Source organism: Actinomyces denticolens (assembly GCF_002072185.1).
Taxonomy (GTDB): Bacteria; Actinomycetota; Actinomycetes; order Actinomycetales; family Actinomycetaceae; genus Actinomyces; species Actinomyces denticolens.
Window position 1 is genome coordinate 1 of the sequence record NZ_MVIW01000032.1, and the last position, 19,155, is coordinate 19,155.

The 19,155-nt window shown below is 70.2% G+C and carries 19 protein-coding genes; 4 read left to right on the forward strand and 15 right to left on the reverse strand.

Features of this window, described 5'->3' with window-relative positions:
- Positions 1–83: 83 nt before the first annotated feature.
- Entirely contained in the window at positions 84–677 is a 594-nt protein-coding gene (locus B1H55_RS09335; RefSeq protein WP_080461699.1) for a DJ-1 family glyoxalase III, read from the reverse strand.
- A 99-nt stretch (positions 678–776) separates the two neighbouring features.
- Entirely contained in the window at positions 777–1,580 is an 804-nt protein-coding gene (locus B1H55_RS09340; protein ID WP_096519406.1) for an alpha/beta hydrolase family protein, read from the reverse strand.
- 100 nt (positions 1,581–1,680) lie between these two features.
- Between B1H55_RS09340 and B1H55_RS09345 the strand changes: the two genes are divergently transcribed.
- Positions 1,681–2,244, forward strand: coding sequence for a protease inhibitor I42 family protein (locus tag B1H55_RS09345; protein ID WP_077240446.1), 564 nt, complete (start codon positions 1,681–1,683; stop codon positions 2,242–2,244).
- 60 nt (positions 2,245–2,304) lie between these two features.
- On the opposite strand, the gene B1H55_RS09350 is transcribed toward B1H55_RS09345, so the two are convergent.
- From B1H55_RS09350 to guaA (B1H55_RS09370), 5 genes are all read right to left on the reverse strand, one after another.
- Entirely contained in the window at positions 2,305–3,084 is a 780-nt protein-coding gene (locus B1H55_RS09350; RefSeq protein WP_080461700.1) for a carboxymuconolactone decarboxylase family protein, read from the reverse strand.
- 50 nt (positions 3,085–3,134) lie between these two features.
- Positions 3,135–4,145, reverse strand: a complete 1,011-nt coding sequence (locus tag B1H55_RS09355) for an aldo/keto reductase (protein WP_080461701.1) — start codon at positions 4,143–4,145, stop codon at positions 3,135–3,137.
- 311 nt (positions 4,146–4,456) lie between these two features.
- Positions 4,457–5,017, reverse strand: a complete 561-nt coding sequence (locus B1H55_RS09360) for an NAD(P)H-dependent oxidoreductase (RefSeq protein WP_073451375.1) — start codon at positions 5,015–5,017, stop codon at positions 4,457–4,459.
- Positions 5,018–5,480: 463 nt separating this feature from the next.
- Positions 5,481–6,302, reverse strand: coding sequence for a DUF4352 domain-containing protein (locus tag B1H55_RS09365; RefSeq protein WP_240494187.1), 822 nt, complete (start codon positions 6,300–6,302; stop codon positions 5,481–5,483).
- Positions 6,303–6,525: 223 nt separating this feature from the next.
- On the reverse strand, positions 6,526–7,509 hold the full coding sequence (gene guaA / locus B1H55_RS09370) for a glutamine-hydrolyzing GMP synthase (protein WP_077240448.1): 984 nt from the start codon (positions 7,507–7,509) through the stop codon (positions 6,526–6,528).
- Between the two features lie 202 nt (positions 7,510–7,711).
- Between guaA (B1H55_RS09370) and B1H55_RS09375 the strand changes: the two genes are divergently transcribed.
- The gene (locus B1H55_RS09375) at positions 7,712–8,485 is read left to right on the forward strand and encodes a low temperature requirement protein A (RefSeq protein ID WP_157750256.1); all 774 of its coding nucleotides are present in this window, start codon (positions 7,712–7,714) and stop codon (positions 8,483–8,485) included.
- A 34-nt stretch (positions 8,486–8,519) separates the two neighbouring features.
- Here B1H55_RS09375 and B1H55_RS09380 read toward each other — a convergent pair whose 3' ends face one another.
- On the reverse strand, positions 8,520–9,065 hold the full coding sequence (locus B1H55_RS09380) for a TetR/AcrR family transcriptional regulator (RefSeq protein ID WP_077240449.1): 546 nt from the start codon (positions 9,063–9,065) through the stop codon (positions 8,520–8,522).
- Between the two features lie 232 nt (positions 9,066–9,297).
- Here B1H55_RS09380 and B1H55_RS09385 point away from each other — a divergent pair, with 232 nt between their 5' ends.
- Entirely contained in the window at positions 9,298–9,876 is a 579-nt protein-coding gene (locus B1H55_RS09385; protein ID WP_077240450.1) for an aldo/keto reductase, read from the forward strand.
- Between the two features lie 180 nt (positions 9,877–10,056).
- Here B1H55_RS09385 and B1H55_RS09390 read toward each other — a convergent pair whose 3' ends face one another.
- Both B1H55_RS09390 and guaA (B1H55_RS09395) read right to left on the reverse strand, forming a co-directional pair.
- Complete coding sequence (locus B1H55_RS09390; RefSeq protein ID WP_077240451.1) at positions 10,057–10,506, reverse strand: MmcQ/YjbR family DNA-binding protein; 450 nt, start codon at positions 10,504–10,506, stop codon at positions 10,057–10,059.
- Between the two features lie 182 nt (positions 10,507–10,688).
- Positions 10,689–12,299: a glutamine-hydrolyzing GMP synthase gene (guaA, locus tag B1H55_RS09395; RefSeq protein ID WP_231952792.1), complete on the reverse strand. Its 1,611-nt coding sequence runs from the start codon at positions 12,297–12,299 to the stop codon at positions 10,689–10,691.
- Between the two features lie 234 nt (positions 12,300–12,533).
- Here guaA (B1H55_RS09395) and B1H55_RS09400 point away from each other — a divergent pair, with 234 nt between their 5' ends.
- Positions 12,534–12,797 (forward strand): hypothetical protein, encoded by a 264-nt coding sequence (locus B1H55_RS09400; RefSeq protein ID WP_077240452.1) that lies wholly within the window; start codon positions 12,534–12,536, stop codon positions 12,795–12,797.
- Positions 12,798–12,904: 107 nt separating this feature from the next.
- Here the strand turns inward: B1H55_RS09400 and B1H55_RS09405 are convergent, their stop codons facing one another.
- The 5 genes from B1H55_RS09405 to B1H55_RS09425 all read right to left on the reverse strand — a co-directional run bounded on the left by B1H55_RS09405 (position 12,905) and on the right by B1H55_RS09425 (position 19,150).
- Positions 12,905–14,059: a zinc-binding dehydrogenase gene (locus B1H55_RS09405; RefSeq protein WP_073451383.1), complete on the reverse strand. Its 1,155-nt coding sequence runs from the start codon at positions 14,057–14,059 to the stop codon at positions 12,905–12,907.
- A 137-nt stretch (positions 14,060–14,196) separates the two neighbouring features.
- The gene (locus tag B1H55_RS09410; RefSeq protein ID WP_231952791.1) at positions 14,197–15,363 is read right to left on the reverse strand and encodes an MFS transporter; all 1,167 of its coding nucleotides are present in this window, start codon (positions 15,361–15,363) and stop codon (positions 14,197–14,199) included.
- Positions 15,364–15,512: 149 nt separating this feature from the next.
- Positions 15,513–17,102, reverse strand: coding sequence for an MFS transporter (locus tag B1H55_RS09415; protein ID WP_073451384.1), 1,590 nt, complete (start codon positions 17,100–17,102; stop codon positions 15,513–15,515).
- 127 nt (positions 17,103–17,229) lie between these two features.
- Positions 17,230–18,099, reverse strand: a complete 870-nt coding sequence (locus B1H55_RS09420; RefSeq protein WP_073451385.1) for a sugar phosphate isomerase/epimerase family protein — start codon at positions 18,097–18,099, stop codon at positions 17,230–17,232.
- Positions 18,100–18,139: 40 nt separating this feature from the next.
- Positions 18,140–19,150, reverse strand: a complete 1,011-nt coding sequence (locus tag B1H55_RS09425) for a Gfo/Idh/MocA family protein (RefSeq protein ID WP_073451386.1) — start codon at positions 19,148–19,150, stop codon at positions 18,140–18,142.
- Positions 19,151–19,155 lie beyond the last annotated feature (5 nt).

Consider the following 19,155-nt stretch of genomic DNA (forward strand, 5'->3'; position numbering starts at 1 on the left):
GGTCCTGGGCCTCCTGGGCGCGACCCTCCTGGTCATCGCGATCATGCCGCATCGGGGCCGGAGGGATCATCCCTGAACGGCGGTCATCCGCGGCTGACATCGGCGGCGCTGACGACGGCGCTCGCCACGGCCTCGACAGCGGCGTCGCCCAGGTAGTGCCGGACGATCTCGAAGCCGAGCTCGGCAGCGGTGGCCATGCCCCGGCTGGTGAGGATGGCGCCGTCGACGACGACGCTGTCCTGGCTGGTGATCGCGCCGTGCTCCTCCAGCACATGCATGAAGCCGGGGTTGGAGGTGGCGCGGCGCCCCTCGAGCAGGCCCAGTTCGGCGAGGATCGAGGGGGCGGCGCAGATCGCGGCCACCGGGCGGCCGGCGCGCACGCGCTCGGTGACGGCCTCGGTGACGACCCGGCTGGCCTTGAGGTTGGGGGCACCGGGGATCCCGCCGGGCAGGAAGAGGAGGTCGTAATCGTCCAGGTCGGTCTCGGCGAGCGTCTTCGCGCAGGTCAAGGTGATCTCATGGGAGGAGACAACGGTGCGCTCCTCGGCGACGGCGATCATGTCGCAGGGAATGCCGGCGCGGTAGAGCACATCGACGACGGCGAGCGCCTCGACCTCCTCCAGTCCCGGTGCGATGAGGGCCGCCACCCGCTTATCGGTCTTCGCCTCGAATGCCATGGCGCTGCTCCTTCCCGCGCGCGGCGCGCGCTCGACTGTCCTGCTGCGGCTCCCGCGCCGCGCCCCCAGGCTACTCCCGCTCACGGGCACGGCCCGGACTCAGTCCTCGAGGATCCCGTTCCAGGCCAGGAACGAGGCGCTGGCGGACACGGCGGTCTCCCAGCGCTCATCGCCGAAGCCGTGGCCGGCGCCGGGAATGACGCGCAGCTCGGCGTCGCGCAACTCGCGCTCGGCGCGCTGGGAGAGCGCCAGGGGGACGGACTCATCGCGATCCCCATGGACGAGGAGGATGGGGCGCGGGTAGCGGGCGAGCTCGGTGACGGCGTCGATGCCCCAGGCGTCGCGGGCGTAGGCCCTGGACAGTCGGCTGCCCCTGTGCTCGAAGCGGTCGGGGACCTCGGCCGGACTCCGGAAGCGGGCGCGCAGGCCGGCTCCGGGCTGAAGGGCCGGGTACCACAGGACGAGCGCGCCGATCTGCGTGGGGCGCCGGGCGGCCGCGAGCGCGGCGACCGCCCCGCCCAGGGAGAGCCCGAGCAGAGCGATGCGGGAGGAGTCGGCCTCGGGCCAGGCGCCCGCGGCGTCGATGACGGCGAGCAGGTCGGCGAGCTCGGTCAGCGGGGTCATCGCCATGGGGTCACCGCCGTTGTCGCTCCCGCCGCCGCCCCGGAAGTCGGGGCAGGCGGCGATGGCGCCCGCGGCGGCCAGGCGCCGGGCGATGGGGGCCACGCGCATCCAGGAGCCGTCCATGCCGTGGCAGCACACGACGAGCGGGTGAGAACCGCGCAGGGGCTGCCCGCCGGGCCCGGCGGGCAGGTAGGCGGCGCCGCCGAGCCGCTGCCCGTCCACGACCAGCTCCAGGGCGCGGGTGGCGAGGGCAGTGGGATTCGAGGATGCCGGGGTCACCGACCCATCCTAGGGCCGCGACGGGGAGCCCCGCCCCTTGCCCGGCGCCGCGCTCAGCGCCATTCTGCTCCACGCACGACGAGTCGGCCCAGGAGAGAGCATGTCCCCCATCCCTTCCCGGAGATCCCCCGGTCCCAGCCGCCGCCGGGCCGCGCTCCTGCTCATGGCCGTGCCCGCGGCGGTCCTCGCAGGATGCGGGGACTCGCAGGGCGAGCCGCCATTGGCGTGGCCGACGCGCAGGAGCGGATCGGCATCACCGTCGCCGGCCAGGAGGATCGTTCCGCGAGAGACGCCGACGTGCTCGGCCGAGGGCGGTGATCGAGTCGAAGTCGCCCTCAAGGCGAATAACACGACCCCCTATCAGTGGATCTACGAGATGAGCGCGCCCGGGGTCCTGAAGGAGGCCTGCAAGGAGTACCTCGTCGATGAGCACGAGGCCGGGCTGTCGGGCGTCGGCGGGACGACGAGATTCGTCTTCGCAGCGGTGGGTGATGGGACCGTCGCGCTCACGTTCACCTACGCCTACACCTATGATCTGTACGCCACGACTGCCCCGGCCACAGCGCCCGCCTCCTCGGGCGGCGACATGGATTCCTCCAGGGATCCTCGGCGCGAGGAGCGCTCCTACAGCGTCGTCAACGGATTCATCACTCGCATCAGGTGACAGGCGAGGACGGGTTCACCCGCCTTTGCCGGGGCCACGGGCGCCTCATCCCGGCCGCGCTCAGCGGTAGGCCTCGTGGGAGGCGCTCTCGTCGTAGCGGGCGACGAGGACGAGCGCGGACATGGCCCGAGGGCCTCCGACGTAGGGCAGGGCCTGGACGAGCGCGGCGGTCACGCGCTCAAGGCTGTTGCCCGCGCGCACTGCGCCGGCGATATGCGCGCCCAATTGGGCGGTGGCCCCGATGGCGGTGATCGCCACGAGGCCGATAATCTCCCGCTCGGCGATGGTCAGGACCCCGCGGCTGTAGTAATCGCCGAAGCAGGCGGTTGTCACGAGCTCGGGGGCGGCGGCGTCGAAGGGGGCCGGCAGGGAGGCGAGGACCTCCTTGATCTCGGAGCCGTAGAGGGGCTCCTGGATGGCGGCGCCGGCTGAGTGGCGCGCCTCGGCGTCGTCGGGCGCGACGGTGGCGGCGTCGGGCAGGGGCAGCTCGATGCCCTGCTCGGTGAGAACCTCGTCGAGGGCGGCGACGGCGTTGAGGGCGCGCGGGTAGCCGATGTAGGGCGCGCACTGGTAGAGCGCCTCGCGCAGTTGCAGCGGGGTGGCGCCGACATTGAGCGCGGCGGCGGCGTGGGCGCGCAGCTGCGGGAGGGTTTGGAGGCAGCCCAGGACCGTGACGGTGATGATCTCGCGCTCGACGTCGGTGAGGACCCCGGTGGAGAAGACCTCGCCGAAGATCTGGTTCTGGAGGATCTCGTAGAGCTCGGGGTCGGTGGGGTGCGGCTGGGCCGGGGCGCCGAAGAGGCGGGTGAAGGTCTCCTGGGCCTGCGGTGCGAGTGCCATGGTGGTGTTCCTTCCTGGGGCGATGGGCCGTCAAGTGCCGCAGGGGCGCCTCAGGCCCTCGTCGTCGAGCCGGGGGCGGGCCGCTCGCCCGGCCGCTGGAGGGCGCCGACGACGTCGTGGGCGACATAGGGCTCCTCCAGGTAGGCGACCTCCTCGTCGGTCAGGGTCAGGTCGAGGGCGCGGACGGCGTCGTCGACGCGGCCGGGTCGTGAGCAGCCGACGATGGGGGCGGCGACGCCCTTGGCCCACTGCCAGGCGAGAGCCACGTCGGCCATGGGCGCCTCGTGGCGGCGCGCGACCTCTGCGACGCGCTCGATGATCGGCATGTCGATCTCGCGATCACGGTCGTACTTGGCGCGCATGGTGCCGTCGGTGGCGGAGCGCACGGAGTCGGAGTCCCAGGTCGGCCGGGTCAGGTGCCCTGAGGCGAGTGGGCTGTAGGGGGTCAGTGACATGCCGAACTGCCGGGCCACGGGGATGAGGTCGCGCTCGTCCTCGCGGTAGAGCAGGTTGTAGTGGTTCTGCAGGGAGGAGAAGCGCGTCCAGCCGTGCTCGTCCGCGATGGCCTGGAGGTTGTGGAGCTGGTAGCCGTACATGGCCGAGGCGCCGAGCGCGCGCACGCGGCCGTCGCGCACGAGCCGGTCGAGGGCCTCCATGGTCTCCTCCATGGGGGTGGCGTAGTCGAAGCGATGGATGATGTAGAGGTCGAGGTAATCGGTGCCCAGGCGCTCCAGGGTCCCGGCGATCTCCCGCTCGATGGCCCCAGCGCTCAGGTGGCCCTCGTTGAAATAGACCTTGGAGGCCAGGACGACGTCCCCGCGATTGACGCCGAGGTTCTTCAGGGCCCGGCCGATGTACTCCTCGCTCGTGCCGTGGGCGTAGACGTTGGCGGTGTCGATGAAGTTGACGCCGAGCTCGAGGGCCCGGGCGATGACGGCCCGAGTCTCCTCGGGGCCGATCACCCACTGGTGGAAGTCGGGGAAGACCTCGCCGAAGCTCATGCCGCCGATGCACAGCCGGGGGATCGTGATGTCGGTGGTTCCAAGCGTCGTGTGCTCCATGGTGTTCTCCTCCTGCGAGCCGAGCTGCGGTCCCGATTCGCCGTCCCCGCGGTGGGGCGCTCGCGTCCCCACATTCCCCCATGCGAGGTCTCAGTGCCAGGCCCTGCCAGGGCCCCTCGGCCGTGATTTGCGAAATGGCCACCACTTCTTCCAGCGTCGCAGATGGGGAGGGATATCGGCCGTGCAGGAGACCGCCTCATCCTCGGTGATGGGGCTGTGGACGCGCCCCGGGGTTGTGGACGCGCCCCGGGGGCGCGTCGGCAACCCCGCCGCACGTTCCCAACCCGGGGCGCGCTGAGGCCGCCGGCGCTTCAGCGCCCCTCGACGAGGGCGACGACGCGCTCGGCGTGCTCGGCGGCGCGGTCCTTGATGGCGGCCAGCGCGTCAGGGTCGGTGCGGGACTGGTAGGAGACGCCGTCGGTCCAGATCGTGCCGATGATGTCCATGCCGACCAGCCGGCAGGTGGCCTCGATCGGGGCGCACAGCTCCTCGATCGTGTGCCCCGTGCCGCCGTCGTGGGCGTACGCGGGCGCGGGCGCGCCGGTGGTCAGCGAGATGACGAGTCCCTTGCCGCGCAGGCGGTCCCCTGTGGAGCCGTGGCTCCAGCCGTGGACGAAGACCTGCTCCATCCAGCGCTGCAGCAATGAGGGCATGGAGTACCAGAAGACCGGGAACTGGAGGATGACGAGTTCGGCCGCCTCGAGCTTCGACTGCTCGGCGGTCACGTCGATGCGGAAGTCATCCCCGTAGAGGTCTGCGAGGGGATCGACGACGGCGCCCGGCAGCCGGGCGGAGAGCTCGTCGAGGATGGTGGCATTGGCGACGGAGCCTCCCTGGCCGGTGTGGCCGGAGACGATGAGGACTCGGGGCATGGTTCCTCCTTGATGGGGCGCGGGCGAGCACGAGGTCGGAGTGTCTGTCCGCAGAGTAGCGGACCGCTCCCCGGGTGCATCGTTCTCGACCACGGCTGGAGGTTTGCGGGGTGTTCTTTGGTTGTGGGTGTCTTGGTCGGGTTGGTCGTCGTCCGGGTTGCCGCCGTGTGTTGGGGTTGTGGGCGTGCCCCGGGGGCGCGTGCACGGTCCCCGGGGGCGCGTCCCCGATTGTCCCCGGGCCCCGCGTCGAGAGCAGCGCTGGGCCGTCCAAAGCAGCAGTGGGCCGTCCGGAGCAGCGCTCCCCGCGCTGCTCCGGACGGCCAAGCGATGCCGCACACGGCCCCGCGCTGCTCACGACGGCGCAGGCGATGCCCAAGATGAGCCCAGCGCCGTCCTCGACGGCGCCCTCACGGGCAACCCGGCCGCCGGGTGCGGCATGAGAGCCGCCAGTGAATGCGTCGAACTACTTCACACTCACGAACATCTTGTCCGAGAGGAGCCCTGGCTGCACCGAGATGACCCCGTTCTCGATGCCGTCGGACGGAACCTCGAGAACGGTGCTCCCCGTGACGGATCCTCCGTTGTACAGCGTGGTCAGCGTATCGATCTCATCGGAGGCGACGGCGAATGTGCTCGTGCTGTCGATGGAGACTCCGGCAGGGGTGACGTACTCGACGCTCTCGAGAGGCATCGACCCGCTGGGGTCATCTCCGGTGTACGTCATGGTGTAGTTGACGAGAATGTACTCGTTCCCCTCAGCAGGCGGGTTGTTGAACTCATTCGCGGCTGCCACCTGGTCATTTGCGTTCAACGTCACGGAATTGATGACGATCTTCCAATCCTCGGATGAGATCTCCGTGCCGATCGGGAGCGGGTTCTCCCGGGTGGTCCCAGCGGCGCCCGAGGCGGCCTCGCCGTCAGCGGCGGAAGCGGCGACGTCATTCTCGCCAGCGCTGCTGGAGGCCGCTGCGGACGCGGAGGTCGAGAGTGCCTCGTCAACCGCCTCGCCCACGAAGGCGATGAAGACGATCACGCCGACGATCGTGCCGACGACGGCGAGCACGACGGCGGTGATGGCCTGCCAGTGTGTCTCACCCTTTCGGAAGAGCGCCACCAGCCCGAGGATGAATGACACCGGGAGCAGCACCCAGCCGATGATGAGCGCTCCTGGGACGCAGGCGAAGATGAAGCCGACGATCGCCAGGATCATGGCGACCAGTCCGAGGGTGTTCCTGCGGGGCGGCCCTGATTGAATGGGCGCAGGGTATTGGGAAGAATACGACATGGGAACTCCTGTGTTCGATCTCGGGAAGAATGAACTCTCAGGAATTGTCCCCTCCCCCCGAGGGAGCCCCTCGCCCACATGGCCATACCGCAATCTGAACGAGATCGCTTCGAGACGCCGCGCTCAGCAGCGCCCACGGGAATCCCGGCCGCCGTCCGAGCACGGCGGCGGCCGGCGCCCTCCTACGGGTGCGCCGGCCGCCATCACCACGGCTGGGTGGGCCTCACTCCCACTCGATGGTGCCCACGGGCTTGGGAGTGAGGTCGTAGGCCACGCGGCACACGCCGGGGACCTCGGCCAGGATGCGCGCGGTCATCCGCTTCATGAGCGGCCACCCCAGCTCGGGCACCTCGGCCGTCATGGCGTCGACCGTGTTGACGCAGCGGATGATGACCGGCCAGTCGAAGACGCGCGCGCCGTCGCGAACCCCCGTGGCCCGCATGTCCGGCACGACGCAGAAGTACTGCCAAATGTCCTCACCGGCCGCCTCGACCTCCTCGCGGACGATCGCGTCGGCCTCGCGCAGCGCCTCCAGGCGGTCACGGGTGATCGCTCCCAGGCACCGCACGCCCAGGCCCGGCCCCGGGAAGGGCTGGCGGTCCACCATCGAGGCGGGCAGGCCGAGCCGTCGGCCGACGACGCGCACCTCGTCCTTGTACAGCAGCCTCACGGGCTCGACGAGCTCGAAGTCCATGTCCTCGGGCAGGCCGCCGACATTGTGGTGGGCCTTGACGCCGCCGGCGGACTCGAGGATGTCCGGGTAGATGGTGCCCTGCGCGAGGAAGCCGACGCCCTCGAGCCGGGCGGCCTCCTCGGCGAAGACGGCGACGAACTCGTTCCCGATGACCTTGCGCTTGGCCTCGGGCTCGGCCACGCCCTCCAGCAGGCGCAGGAAGCGGTCGGAGGCGTCGACGTGGACGAGGTTGGCGTCCAGGCCGTCGCGGAAGACCTCGACGACCTGCTCGGACTCGCCCTTGCGCATGAGGCCGTGGTTGACGTGGACGCACACGAGCCGCTTGCCGATGGCCCTGATGAGCAGGGCGGCGACGACGGAGGAGTCGACGCCGCCGGACAGCGCGAGCAGGACCTTGCCGTCGCCGACCTGCGCGCGCACGGCGTCGACGGCTTCGACGATGAAGGCATCGGCCTGCTCGGGGGTGGTGATGCGCTCCATGTCGGCGGGGCGCATGGTGGAAGAGAAGTCCATCGGGGTCTCCTTCGTCGTCGAGCGGGCATCCTCTGAGGATGTTACTGTCAGCGGCCGCCGATCGTCCCGCGGCCCGTCGGGAGACCGGCGCCGCGGACCCGACCACCGTGGAGGACGGGGAGAAGGCGGCTCCGCCCGGGACGAGCGCCGGCGAGATCCGCGAGCAGCCGGTCTCCCAATCGAGCTGCAGGCGTGGATGTACATGACGAACTACGTCAACCGCTTCGGCCGCGCCCGCTGGTACGAGAACGCGGGACTGGTCGTCAACATGGGCGCGGCCGTGTTCATGTCGAACACGATCTCCGAGGATTGGTCGCAGATGATCGTCGGCTTCAACGCCTCGATGCTCACCATTCTCGTGGGCATCTTCGGTCCGGCGGTCGTGGACCGCGCGGCGAGCCTCGACCTGTCGATGATCAGCTTTCCCCACCTGTCCGAGCGCTTCGAGCTCATCACCATCATCACCTTCGGGCAGACCGTCGTCACCGTCGCGGAGGTCTTCGACGAGGCGGGCTTCGGGGCCGCCTCGATCATGACCTTCGCCTGCGTCATCGCGCTGTTCGGGTGCTACGTCGTCCAGGTGCACGACCTGGTGGAGCACCGACAGGTGAGGCGTGGTCTGCACATGATCTACTGCCATTTCCTCATCGTCATCGCCGTCAACCTGTTCACCGTGAGCCTCAACCTGCTCCTCGAGGACCCCCGGCCGACGGCGGCCGTGTGCGCCATCGCGGCCCTCGCCTTGTCGGTCTTCTTCCTGAGCCTGTTCCTGCTCTCGACGTACCACCGCGGCACCGTGACCTTCAGCCGTCGCGACTGGACCGTCCTCACCGTCATCGTGACCGCGGGCTGCGCCCTCACGTTCAGCGGAACCGGCGTGGGGATCCTCGGTTTCCTCTCCGGTCCGTTCCTCGCCGCGGCGGGGGTCCTCTCCCTTCTCCTCACCAAGGAGTCCGGCACGAAGCCGGTTGCCTGAACCGCGCCCCGGCGGGCCCGGGGCGTCGCGCGCCTCACCGTCCGGCGGCACCGCGGCACACGAGCCGGGTGGCGATGTCGGCGGCCCTCTCAGCGGGCAGTGCCTTGCCGTCGGCGATCCACTGCCGGTAGATCGCCAGCGTCGACTCGGTGACGAAGGCGAGGAGCAGTGACCGCTCGGCGTCCGTCGACGCCTCGCCGGCGTAGCGGGACATGACCAGGTCCGTCATCCGGCGCTGCAGGGCCGTGTGGGAGACGTCGCAGGTGAGGTGCTCGAACACCTTTCCGCGCTGGAGCGCGAAGGTGAAGAACTCGTGCGTGATCGCGTCCAGGTCCTCGGGGAGCCGCAGCCCCTCCACGCGTGCGAGGTAGCCCGAGACCATGTCCTCCTGGAACTCGTCGAGCAGGGAGTCCATGGCCTCGTAATAGCGGTAGAAGGTCTTCCTGTTCACGAGCGCGCGCTCGCACAGCTCCGTCACGGTGATGCGCCGATAGTCCCTCTCGCAGAGCATCTCCTCGAACGCCGAGTGGATGGCGCGGATCGTCCTCACCACGCGCTTGTCGTCGGGTCTGTCGCGCATGACGTCCCCTCCCTCCGGATCGGACCCATCATCGCCCCTCTGCCGCCTCCCGGGGCCCTCGTCCCGGCACGCGCCGTCGTCGGGACGCCGCCCCGCGTGATGACCTTTTCGCGGTACACGGGGCGCGACGGTGGACCGTTAAGCCGACCGTCGTGCTCCGACCGTCCGTTGAGGAGCGGCGGGCGCGGGAGGAGAATCGTCCCGGCAGAGCACCACGTGGAAGGACACGATCATGGCCTTGGAGAACCAGACCTATGTGACGCTCAACAACGGGATCGAGATGCCGCAGTTCGGCGACTACATGGGTGCCTGGGCGGACATGGAGGAGGCGGTCGACGCGGGCACGGTGCGCGCCATCGGCCTGTCGAACTTCGAGAGCGACCGCCTCGAGGAGGTCTGCGAGGCCGCCCGGATCAAGCCGGCCGCGCTCCAGGTGGAATGCCACCCCTACTACCAGCAGCACGCGCTCAAGGAGCGTGTCGCCCCCTACGGCACTGTGATCGAGAGCTGGTACCCCCTCGGCCACGGCGACGCGGGGCTGCTCTCCGAGCCCCTGTTCGCCGAGCTGGGCGCCGCGCACGGCAAGACGCCCGCCCAGGTCATCCTGCGGTGGCACATCCAGGAGGGCAACGTCATCTTCCCGAAGTCGACGAGCCCCGCCCACATCGCCGACAACATGGGCATCTTCGACTTCGCGCTCACCGACGAGGAGATGGCCCGGATCGCCCGGCTCGACAAGGGCGTGCGCTACTTCACCATGACCCTGGAGGAGCAGGAGGCCAACCTGGGGCGGTTCGTGCCGGGCGACTGAGGCGGGTGCCGTCCGGTGGGCCGGATGACACCCGGACGCCCCGGCGCCCGTGGTCCGACAGTCCGGGACCTTCCCACGACGTTCTCGGCCCTGCCGTGTGCGCAGGTCGCGGATGGCCCGGGCCAGGCCGGCGAAGTCCAGGTGCACGTGCGCGGTGGCGTTGTCGACGTGGATGCCGCCCTATCCGTCCCTCCTGGGGAGCGGCACCTTCGAATTGGCGCCCCTGCTCGTGGCCCGGTAGCTGTCCTCGAGCCACGTCACCAGGTCGTCCACCGGCACCGTACCGTCGAGTACGGCCGACACCCAGTGCCAGCGGGGACTCGGGTAGCCCCTGAGGTAGCCGGGCTGCTGAAGGAGCGTGTCGGCCAGGCCCCGATCGGGCACTTTGACGCTCATGACCTCGGCATCGCCCTCGCCCTGGAGGCCCAGCACCGCACGCGGTTTCACGAAGAGGACCGCGAACCACTTGCCGCTGTCCCGGTGATGCAGCACCGCGTAATCCTCGCGATCGAACGGCAGCTGCTCGGCCTCCACGCCGAAGCGCTCACACGCGTAAGCCTCGATCCTCTCCCGCACCGTTGCCCGGACCATGACGCGCCTCCTGCCCGCCTGTCTGCTGCTCGTTCCCATTGTGCACCCGAGTCTGCGATGCGGCCCGAGCACTCCGCCCCGAGGACCTGGCTGTCATGCCGGCGGCATTGGAGCTGACATACGCGCTCGTCGAGCGGATCGTCGAGCTCAGACGCGACGAACTGCGCGGCCGGTGATCACCAACGAGCGGGCGGCTGAAGAACCGGCCAACCGCCGAGAACCTATTCCCACTCGATGGTGGCAGGGGGCTTGCTCGTGACGTCCAGCACGACCCGGTTGACCTCGGGGACGGTATTCGTGATGCGCGTGGAGATGCGGGCGAGCACGTCGTAGGGCAGGCGCGTCCAGTCCGCCGTCATGGCGTCCTCACTGCTCACGGGCCGCAGCACCACGGGGTGGCCGTAAGTGCGCCCGTCGCCCTGGACGCCCACCGAGCGCACATCGGCCAGCAGCACCACGGGGCACTGCCAGATCTCACCGTCGAGCCCGGCGGCGCTGAGCTCCTCGCGGACGATGGCATCAGCGGCGCGCAGCACCTCCAGGTTCTCGCGGGTGACCTCGCCGATCACGCGAATACCCAGGCCCGGCCCGGGGAAGGGCTGGCGGGCCACGATCTTCTCCGGCACCCCCAGCTCGCGGCCGATGGCGCGCACCTCATCCTTGAACAGCTCGCGCAGGGGCTCGATGAGCTCGAAGTCGAGGTCCTCGGGCAGGCCGCCCACGTTGTGGTGGCTCTTGATGTTCGCGGCGCCCTCACCACCGCCGGACTCGACGACGTCGGGGTAGAGGGTGCCCTGAACGAGGAATCGGATCTGGCCGCCGGCGGCGCCCACCTCCTCGACGACGCGGCGCTGGGCGGCCTCGAAGGAGCGGATGAACTCCCGGCCGATGATCTTGCGCTTGGCCTCGGGCTCCCTCACGCCTGCCAGCGCGGTGAGGAAGCGCTCGGACTCGTCCACGGTGATGACGCGGATGCCCATGCCCTCGGCGTAGTCGGTCTCCACCTGGGCCCGCTCCCCTGCGCGCAGCAGGCCGTGGTCCACGAAGATGCAGGTGAGCTGGTCGCCCACGGCGCGGTGGACGAGGGCGGCGGCCACCGAGGAGTCCACTCCCCCGCTCAGCCCGCAGATGACATGGGCGTCCCCCACCCGCTCGCGGATCCGGGCCACCTGCTCGTCGATGATGCTGTCGGCGGTCCATGTGCCGGGGATCCCGGCTCCCGCGTGGAGGAAGTTGGCCAGGGCGGCCTGGCCGTGCTCGGAGTGGAGCACCTCGGGGTGCCACTGGAGGCCGAAGAGGCGGCGGCCCCGATCCTCGAAGGCCGCCACGGGGGTCTGGGAGGTGGAGGCGGTGACGGCGAAGCCCTCGGGAGCGGCCTGGACGGCATCGCCGTGGCTCATCCACACGGCCTGCTCGGCGGGGGTGCCGGCGAAGAGGCAGGACTCGGGGGTCACGGCGGCGTCGGTGCGCCCGTACTCGCGGGTGCCGGTGCGGCCCACCGCCCCGCCGAGGGCCTGGGCCATGGTCTGGAAGCCGTAGCAGATGCCGAGGACCGGCACCCCGGCATCGAAGATCGCGGGGTCGATGGAGGGCGCGCCCTCCTCGTAGACCGACGACGGCCCGCCGGACAGGATGATCGCCGCGGGGCGCTTGGCGAGCATGGCCCCCACGGGCATCGTGTGGGGGACGATCTCGGAGTAGACGGAGGCCTCGCGGACGCGGCGGGCGATGAGCTGGGCGTACTGGGCGCCGAAGTCGACGACGAGGACGGGGCCCGGGGCGCCCGCGGGAGCCACGGCGTCGGTCGCCTGGGCGGTGGAGTGGGTGGTCACCGGGCAAGGATAGCCGCGTCCCGCACCGGTGGCGCCCATCACACGATCGACGTCACATACAGTTGTCTAGACATTCGGTGGATGAGGGTCCTAGATTATCAACCAGCGGGGGAGCCGATCCCCCACCCCGGGGCAACCCGGATGCACAAGGACCGTGCAGGGACGCACGGCCCGAAGGCCGATGAGGATCCCTGCGCGGCGCACAGACAGACCGCACAGTCAGAAGGAATCATCATGACCACCACCCTCGAGCGCACTGCCGAGTCCACCCAGGCCGCCACCCCGGCCCGTACCGCCCCCGCCGCCACCCGGACGGCCACGGAGGCCGACCGTCTGACCTTCGCCATCGCCATCATCGCCGTGGCCACCACGATCCTGCTCATGGCCGCCATCGGCGCCATCACCGCCAGCCCGGCGATCCTCTTCACCTCCGCCGCCCTGGGCGTCATCACTGCCGTGGTTGGCGTCTACACCAGCGTCAACCTGCTCGCCCGCTGAGGCCTAGCCCCGACAGACAGCGGATCCCCCGGCGCCTCACCGGTGCCGGGGGATCCGTGCGCTCCAGGCCCGACCGGTGCGATCGGTCGGCGGCCCCGAGCGGAGCCCTACAGGGACATGTCGACGACGGCGCGCCCCTGGATCTGACGGTTGCGCAGCGCCTCATAGCCGGCCCCGGCCTCCTGCAGGGGGAAGCGCTGGGAGACCACGTCCTTGTAGTTGATGACGCCGCGCGCCGCGAGGTCGACGACGGCCGGCAGATCCTGGCGGGTACGGGCGCCGTAGGAGCCGAGGATCTTCTGGCTGCGGCGCACGGTGCGGTTGATCTCGACACCCGCGGTCTGCACGCCGGCGCCCAGGCCGATCGGCACCATGCGGCCGCCGTCGGCCAGCACGTCGAGGGCGGTGGTCCAGGTGGCGGGGATGCCCAGGGCCTCGAAGGCGACGTCGACGCCCTTGCCCCCGGTCAGCTTGAGGACCTCCTCGCGGGCGTTGTGGGTCGCGGAGTTGACCACGGCGGTGGCGCCGTAGCCCGCCATGGGGGCGAGCTTGTCGTCGGAGACGTCGATGGCGATGACCTGACTGGCGCCGAAGGCACGGGCGATCTGCACGATGTTCGTACCCACTCCCCCGGTGGCGACGACGGCGACCGTCTCCCCGAAGCGCAGGTCCGCGCCGCGGCGCACGGCCCCGTAGCCGGTCATCGCGGCGCAGCCGAGGATGGCGGCGGGCACCATGTCGATGGAGTCGGGCACGACGGCCACGGAGGTGGACGGCACGACGGCGTACTCGGCGAGGCCGCCCATGGAGTACATGGCGACGCTCTCGCCCTCCGGAGTGGCCAGTCGGGTGGTGCCGTCGTAGAGGACGCCCTTCAAGCGGTTGAGCTCGAAGAAGGGGCCGCACAGCTCGTCATGCCCCTCGGCGCAGGCATCGCACTGCCCGCACGGCATGAGGAAGCCCCCGGCCACGTTCTGCCCGACGGCCAGGCCGGTGTGCTCATTGCCGGGGCCCACCTCGACGATGGTGCCGGTGACCTCGTGACCGAGGACGGCGGGCAGGGGGAAGGCGATGGCGCCGCCGATGACGTGGAGATCGGAGTGGCACAGGCCGCAGGCGGCGACCTTGATGAGGACCTCGCCGGCCTTGGGCCGGGGGGTGCGCAGGGTCTCGACCTCGAGGCCCTTGGCGGTGTCGCGCAGGACGGCCGCGCGCATGGTATCGGGGATGTCAGGGTTCTGGACTGCGTCGTTGCTGGTCATGACCGCAAACCTCTTTCGGTGGTGGCAGGCCCGCCGCGCGATGGCCGGCCTCGTTGGCATGCGCTCCCAGCCTACCTTATTTGTCCGGACATTTATCGAGGGACTAATGGCCCGAGCCCCGGTATTCCGGAGCCGCATCATCCCCCGCTGACGCTGCGCGGCAGTCGCAGGAGGACGACGACGAGCACCACGGCCTCGAAGCCGAGCAGCGCGTAGGCGGCCATCACCGCGCCGAGCTCCTGGACGACGATGATCGGCACGAGGATGGTCGCGAACCGCGCGAGCGACTCCCCCAGCGCGGTGGCGCGCCGCTGCGCGGCGACGAGCCACGGCGGCACCTTGGGGTCGATCGCCCCCCGGCAGGCCGGCTCGAGGCCGATCCACTGCGCGGCGACGAGCCCGAGCAGGCCCAGCGCCGTCCCAGCGCCCCGCCCGGCCCCCGGGGGCGCCGAGGCGCTGGCCACGAGGACGGTCGCGGCCAGGGTCGCCAGGGCCACGCCGAGGACGATCCTGGCGAATCGCAGCCCGTCCAGCCTCAGGACGAGGAGCAGTGCCAGGGCGGAGACGGCGATCCAGCCGACGGCCAGGGCGAGGGCCCATGCCGTGGGGGCCGTGCTCGCGCCGACGGCGTCGGCCACCGCGCGCAGTCCCAGTACCAGCGCCGCGGCGCCCAGGGGCGCCTCGCGCGCGAGCACGAGGATGAAGCCTGTCAGCACGGCGCCGCGCACCTGGGGGACGCGCAGGTCCGCGCCGGTGAGGGGCTGCTGCTCGGCGAGCATCTCGGCGTCGAGGCGCACCCAGTCGATGGCGACGGCGGCCTCCAGGGGGCCGTGGAGCGCCTTGAGGGCGGCGATGGAGTGCTCGAGGCGCCCTCGTGAGGCGTTCCAGACCGGGGATTCCGGCAGGCCGGCGGCCAGGAGCGCGTGAGTCGCCCCCAGGGTCAGGACGAGGAGCCAGGCGGTCATGACCGCGTCCGGGGACCACCGGCAGATGAGGGCGCTGACCGCCGCTCCGGCGGGGATGAGGGCGAAGGCCTGCGGGGTGAGGCGGCGGTGCCCGCGCAGGGACAGCTCGTGGGCGATCTGGGGCAGGACGAGCAGGAGGGCCCCCGCGCCCAGTCCCACGATGGCGGCGCCCGCGAGCGACCAGGGGCCGGGCAGGAGGGCGGCGCCCAGGGCCGCGGGGGCGATGAGCATCCCGGCGGCGAGGTTGACGGGTCTGCGCCCCAGATGGTCGCTCGGCCAGCGGGCGACGAGTGCGCCCAGGGCCATCCCCAGGCCGAGCGCGATGACGAGCGCGGGCACGCCCTCGGCTCGGGCGCCCAGGCTGATGGCGATGACGCCGTGGACGGCGCCCAGCAGCAGGCCGGCCAGCCAGGCGCCGGCCCGCAGGCGCAGCGGTCCGGGCGCCGGGGTGACCCCGGCGCCCGGACGCGTGTGGGAGGGACTGGCGATCAGCTGTACTCCTTCTCGAAGCGCATCTCGAGCTCCTCGAGGGAGTCGTACTTCGTCTCCGGCACGACCTTCATGTAGAAGAGAAGGGAGCCGACGTTGATGAGGGCGAAGATGAGGTAGGTGCCCGCCGCGCCGATGTACTCCATCATGACGGGGAAGATGTAGGCGACGATGCCGTTGGCGATCCACAGGGCCGCGACCGCCAGGCCGAGCGCGGTGCCGCGGACCTTGGCCGGGAAGATCTCGGACACGAGCACCCAGGTCACCGTGCCGGACTGCTTGGCGAACACGAACAGGCACACGATGATGAGCACGAGGACCGGCGCGAATGAGTTGAAGCCCGCGGCACCGGTGTCGATGTTGCCATCGGAGTCCTGGAAGGGCTGGATCATGAAGAAGAAGACCGCTGAGAGGGCCGTCAGCGAGACCACGATCGAGGCCTCCTGGTAGATGCCGACGTGGCGGCGGGCGAACTTGGTCACCAGCCACAGGCCCACGGCAGAGCCGATGAAGGAGATGCCGCCGGAGATCACGTTGAGGGAGATCGAGTCGGTCACGGAGAAGCCCGCGGCGGCCAGGACCTTGGGTGTGTAGTACATCGCGGTGTTGATGCCGGTGAACTGGTCCGCCAGGCCCAGGATGATGCCGATCCACAGCAGTTTGCGGGTCCACGGGGTGGCCCAGATCTGGGACAGCCCCCACTTCTCCTGCGCCGCCTCCTGGCGCTGGACCTCGATCATCTCGTCGATCTCGTTGGCGATGGGGCCGTCCTTGGCCTCGTCGCGCACTCGCTTGAGGGCGCCGATGGCCTCGGGGATGCGCAGGTTCGCCACGTACCAGCGGGAGGACTCGGGCATCATGCGGATGCCGATCCACAGGAAGACCGCGGGCAGCGAGGCGATGACGAGCATGTAGCGCCAGGCCGCGCCGTTGCCGCCGTCGATCATCGCCAGGTCGACGGTGTGCTTGACGGCGTCCCACTGCTGCTCCTCGCCGTTGACGTGGACGGCGGGGCCGCCGTGCACCTGGGCGAGGGCGGCGTTCATGGAGAAGGCGACGAACTGCCCGAAGACGATCATCATCTGATCGAGGGCGACGAGGGTGCCGCGAATGCGCTTGGGCGCCGTCTCGCCGAGGAAGACGGGGACGGTGGCCGAGGCGCCGCCGACGGCGAAGCCCAGCACGACGCGGAAGACGTAGAGGATCCAGATGTTCGGGGAGAAGGTGCATCCCAGCGCGCCCACGAGGAACACGATGGCCAGGACGGTGATGTTGTGGCGGCGCCCGTACATGTCGGACAGGCGTCCGCCGAGCCAGGCGCCCAGGGCCGCGCCCAGGCACAGCATGGCGCCGACGAGCCCCTCCTCCGTGGCGTTGATGTTCAGGCCGCCCGCATCGGTGGGCAGGTACATGTAGGGCAGCGCCCCGGAGATCACGCCGGTGTCGTAGCCGAAGAGCAGCGATCCCAGCGTGGCGACGATGGCGATCGCGCCCAGCGAGCGCTTCTTCCCGGATGGCGGCGTCTGCTCCACCAGTTCCGTGATCTTGTCGTGGGTGTAGTAGTCCACCGACGTCGTCTGATCGGACATGGATGTGGTACTCCTTGATCGGGACCGGCCCGCGCCTGTGCGGGCCTGGGTTGAAGTATCGCGGGCTCAGCACTGAGACCGCCAGGGCCCGGGTCCGGCCCGCCGGGCGGGCCGGACCCGGGTGGGCTCAGCCGAGCTCGGTCTTGAGCCGGTCGAGCATAGCGCGGTTGATGTCGTCGGCCCGCTCGTGCCAGCCGAAGACGCATACGGAGACCACGCCGTCGAAGCCCACGTCGCGCAGCGTGGAGAAGACGGTGTCCCAGGGGACCTCGCCGTTGCCGATCTCATTGTGCTGGTGCACGGTGACATCGGCGCCCGGCGGGTTGATGATGTACCGGTTGCCGTCGTTGGCCCGGTGGTTGAACACGTCGGCCACGTGGACCTCGCGGAGCTTGCCCGCGTCCGAGGCCGTGCGGATCATGCGCTCCACGTCGCCCGCGCCGTCGGAGAGGTGGAAGGCGTGCGGGCAGCAGAACTCGTAGCCGATCCAGTCCTTGTTGACGGCGCGCACGAGGCGCAGGGCCTCGTCGTGCAGCTCGATGAAGTCGTAGGGGTGGGCCTCCATGTTGAGGCGGATCCCGTACTTCTCGAAATGCGGGATGAGCTCCTCGATCGAGCGGAACCACTGCTCCTCGCTGCCCTTGGCGTTGTTCCGGTCCCCGGAGAACTCCGAGGTGATCTCCCGGACGTCCAGGGCGTCGGCGAGCTCGAGCAGGCGCCGCCAGTTCGACACCTGGGCGGCCCGCTCGCGCTCGTCGAGGGAGGACCAGTTGAACACGGGGTTGAGGGTGCGGACCTTGACGCCGGTCTCCTTCTGGGCCTTGTTCAGCTCGGCGACGAAGGCGTCATCGGCGGCCGGGCGGTGGTGCCAGAAGTGGAAGTCGGCGTTCGGCGAGAGCTCCACGTGCTCGAAGCCCAGCTCGGCCGCCTTGTGGAGGGTCCGCGGCGTGGGCATCGTGCGGTAGTACATGTTGGGGTCAAGCGCGATATCGACCATGTCGAGTTCCTTGTCTCCTTCGTGTGGTGCGGAGCGGGGCTCAGGCGTAGAAGGCCGGCTTGTCGATGAGCTCGACGTCGACCAGCGGCGAGCCGCCGTCCTCGTGGGACTTCACCGCGGCGTCGACGACGCAGGTCGCGGCGTAGCCGTCCCAGGAAGTGGATCCGGTGTGACGGTCCTCCGCGACCGCGTTGATCCACTCCTGGACCTCGCGGTTGAAGGCGGCCTGGAATCGGTCGATATGCGACTGGCACATGGCGTTGCGGTTGCCGTGGGAGTCGCGGATGTGGATCCTCTCCTGGTCGCCCAGCCGCACCGCGGCGGTCTCGAGGACGAGCTCGCATTCGATGGAGTAGGCCCACTGGAGGTTGACGTTGACCTCGTCGTCGATGCGCACGCCGGACTCGGTGTAGGCGACGACGACGATGGGGTCGATGAGGTGGTCGAAGCGGTGGGTGGTGGACTTGGGTCGGTCGACGCGCACCTTGACGATCTCCTCGCCCAGCAGCCAGCGCATCGTGTCGAACTCGTGGATGGCGGTGTCGTCGATGGCCATGCGCGAGGTGTAGTTCTCCGGCACCGAGGGGTTGCGGTGACGGTTGTGGACCATGAGGGCCTGGCCGTGCTCGCCGGAGTCGAGAGCCGCCTTCATCTCGTTGTAGGCGGCGTCGAAGCGGCGCATGAAGCCGACCGTGACGAGCCTCTTGCCGGCCCTCTGCTCGGCCTCCATGATGGCGATGCAGTCCTCGGCGGTGGTGGCCAGGGGCTTCTCGCACAGGACGTACTTGCCCGCCTCGATGGCCTTGATGACATCGGGGGCGTGGACCTTGCCGAAGGTGGCGATGAGCACGGCGTCGACGTCGGGATCGCCCAGGAGCTCGTCGGAGGTGGCGTAGGCCTTGGCGCCGTAGGGCTCGGCGGCGGACTTCGCGGCGTCGAAGTTGATGTCGGCGACGGCGACGATCTCACCGGCCGAGAGATCGTCGTGGATGCGGGCCAGGTGGGCGCGGCCCATGCCGCCGGCGCCGATGAGGCCGATACGGACTGTCATTGTGT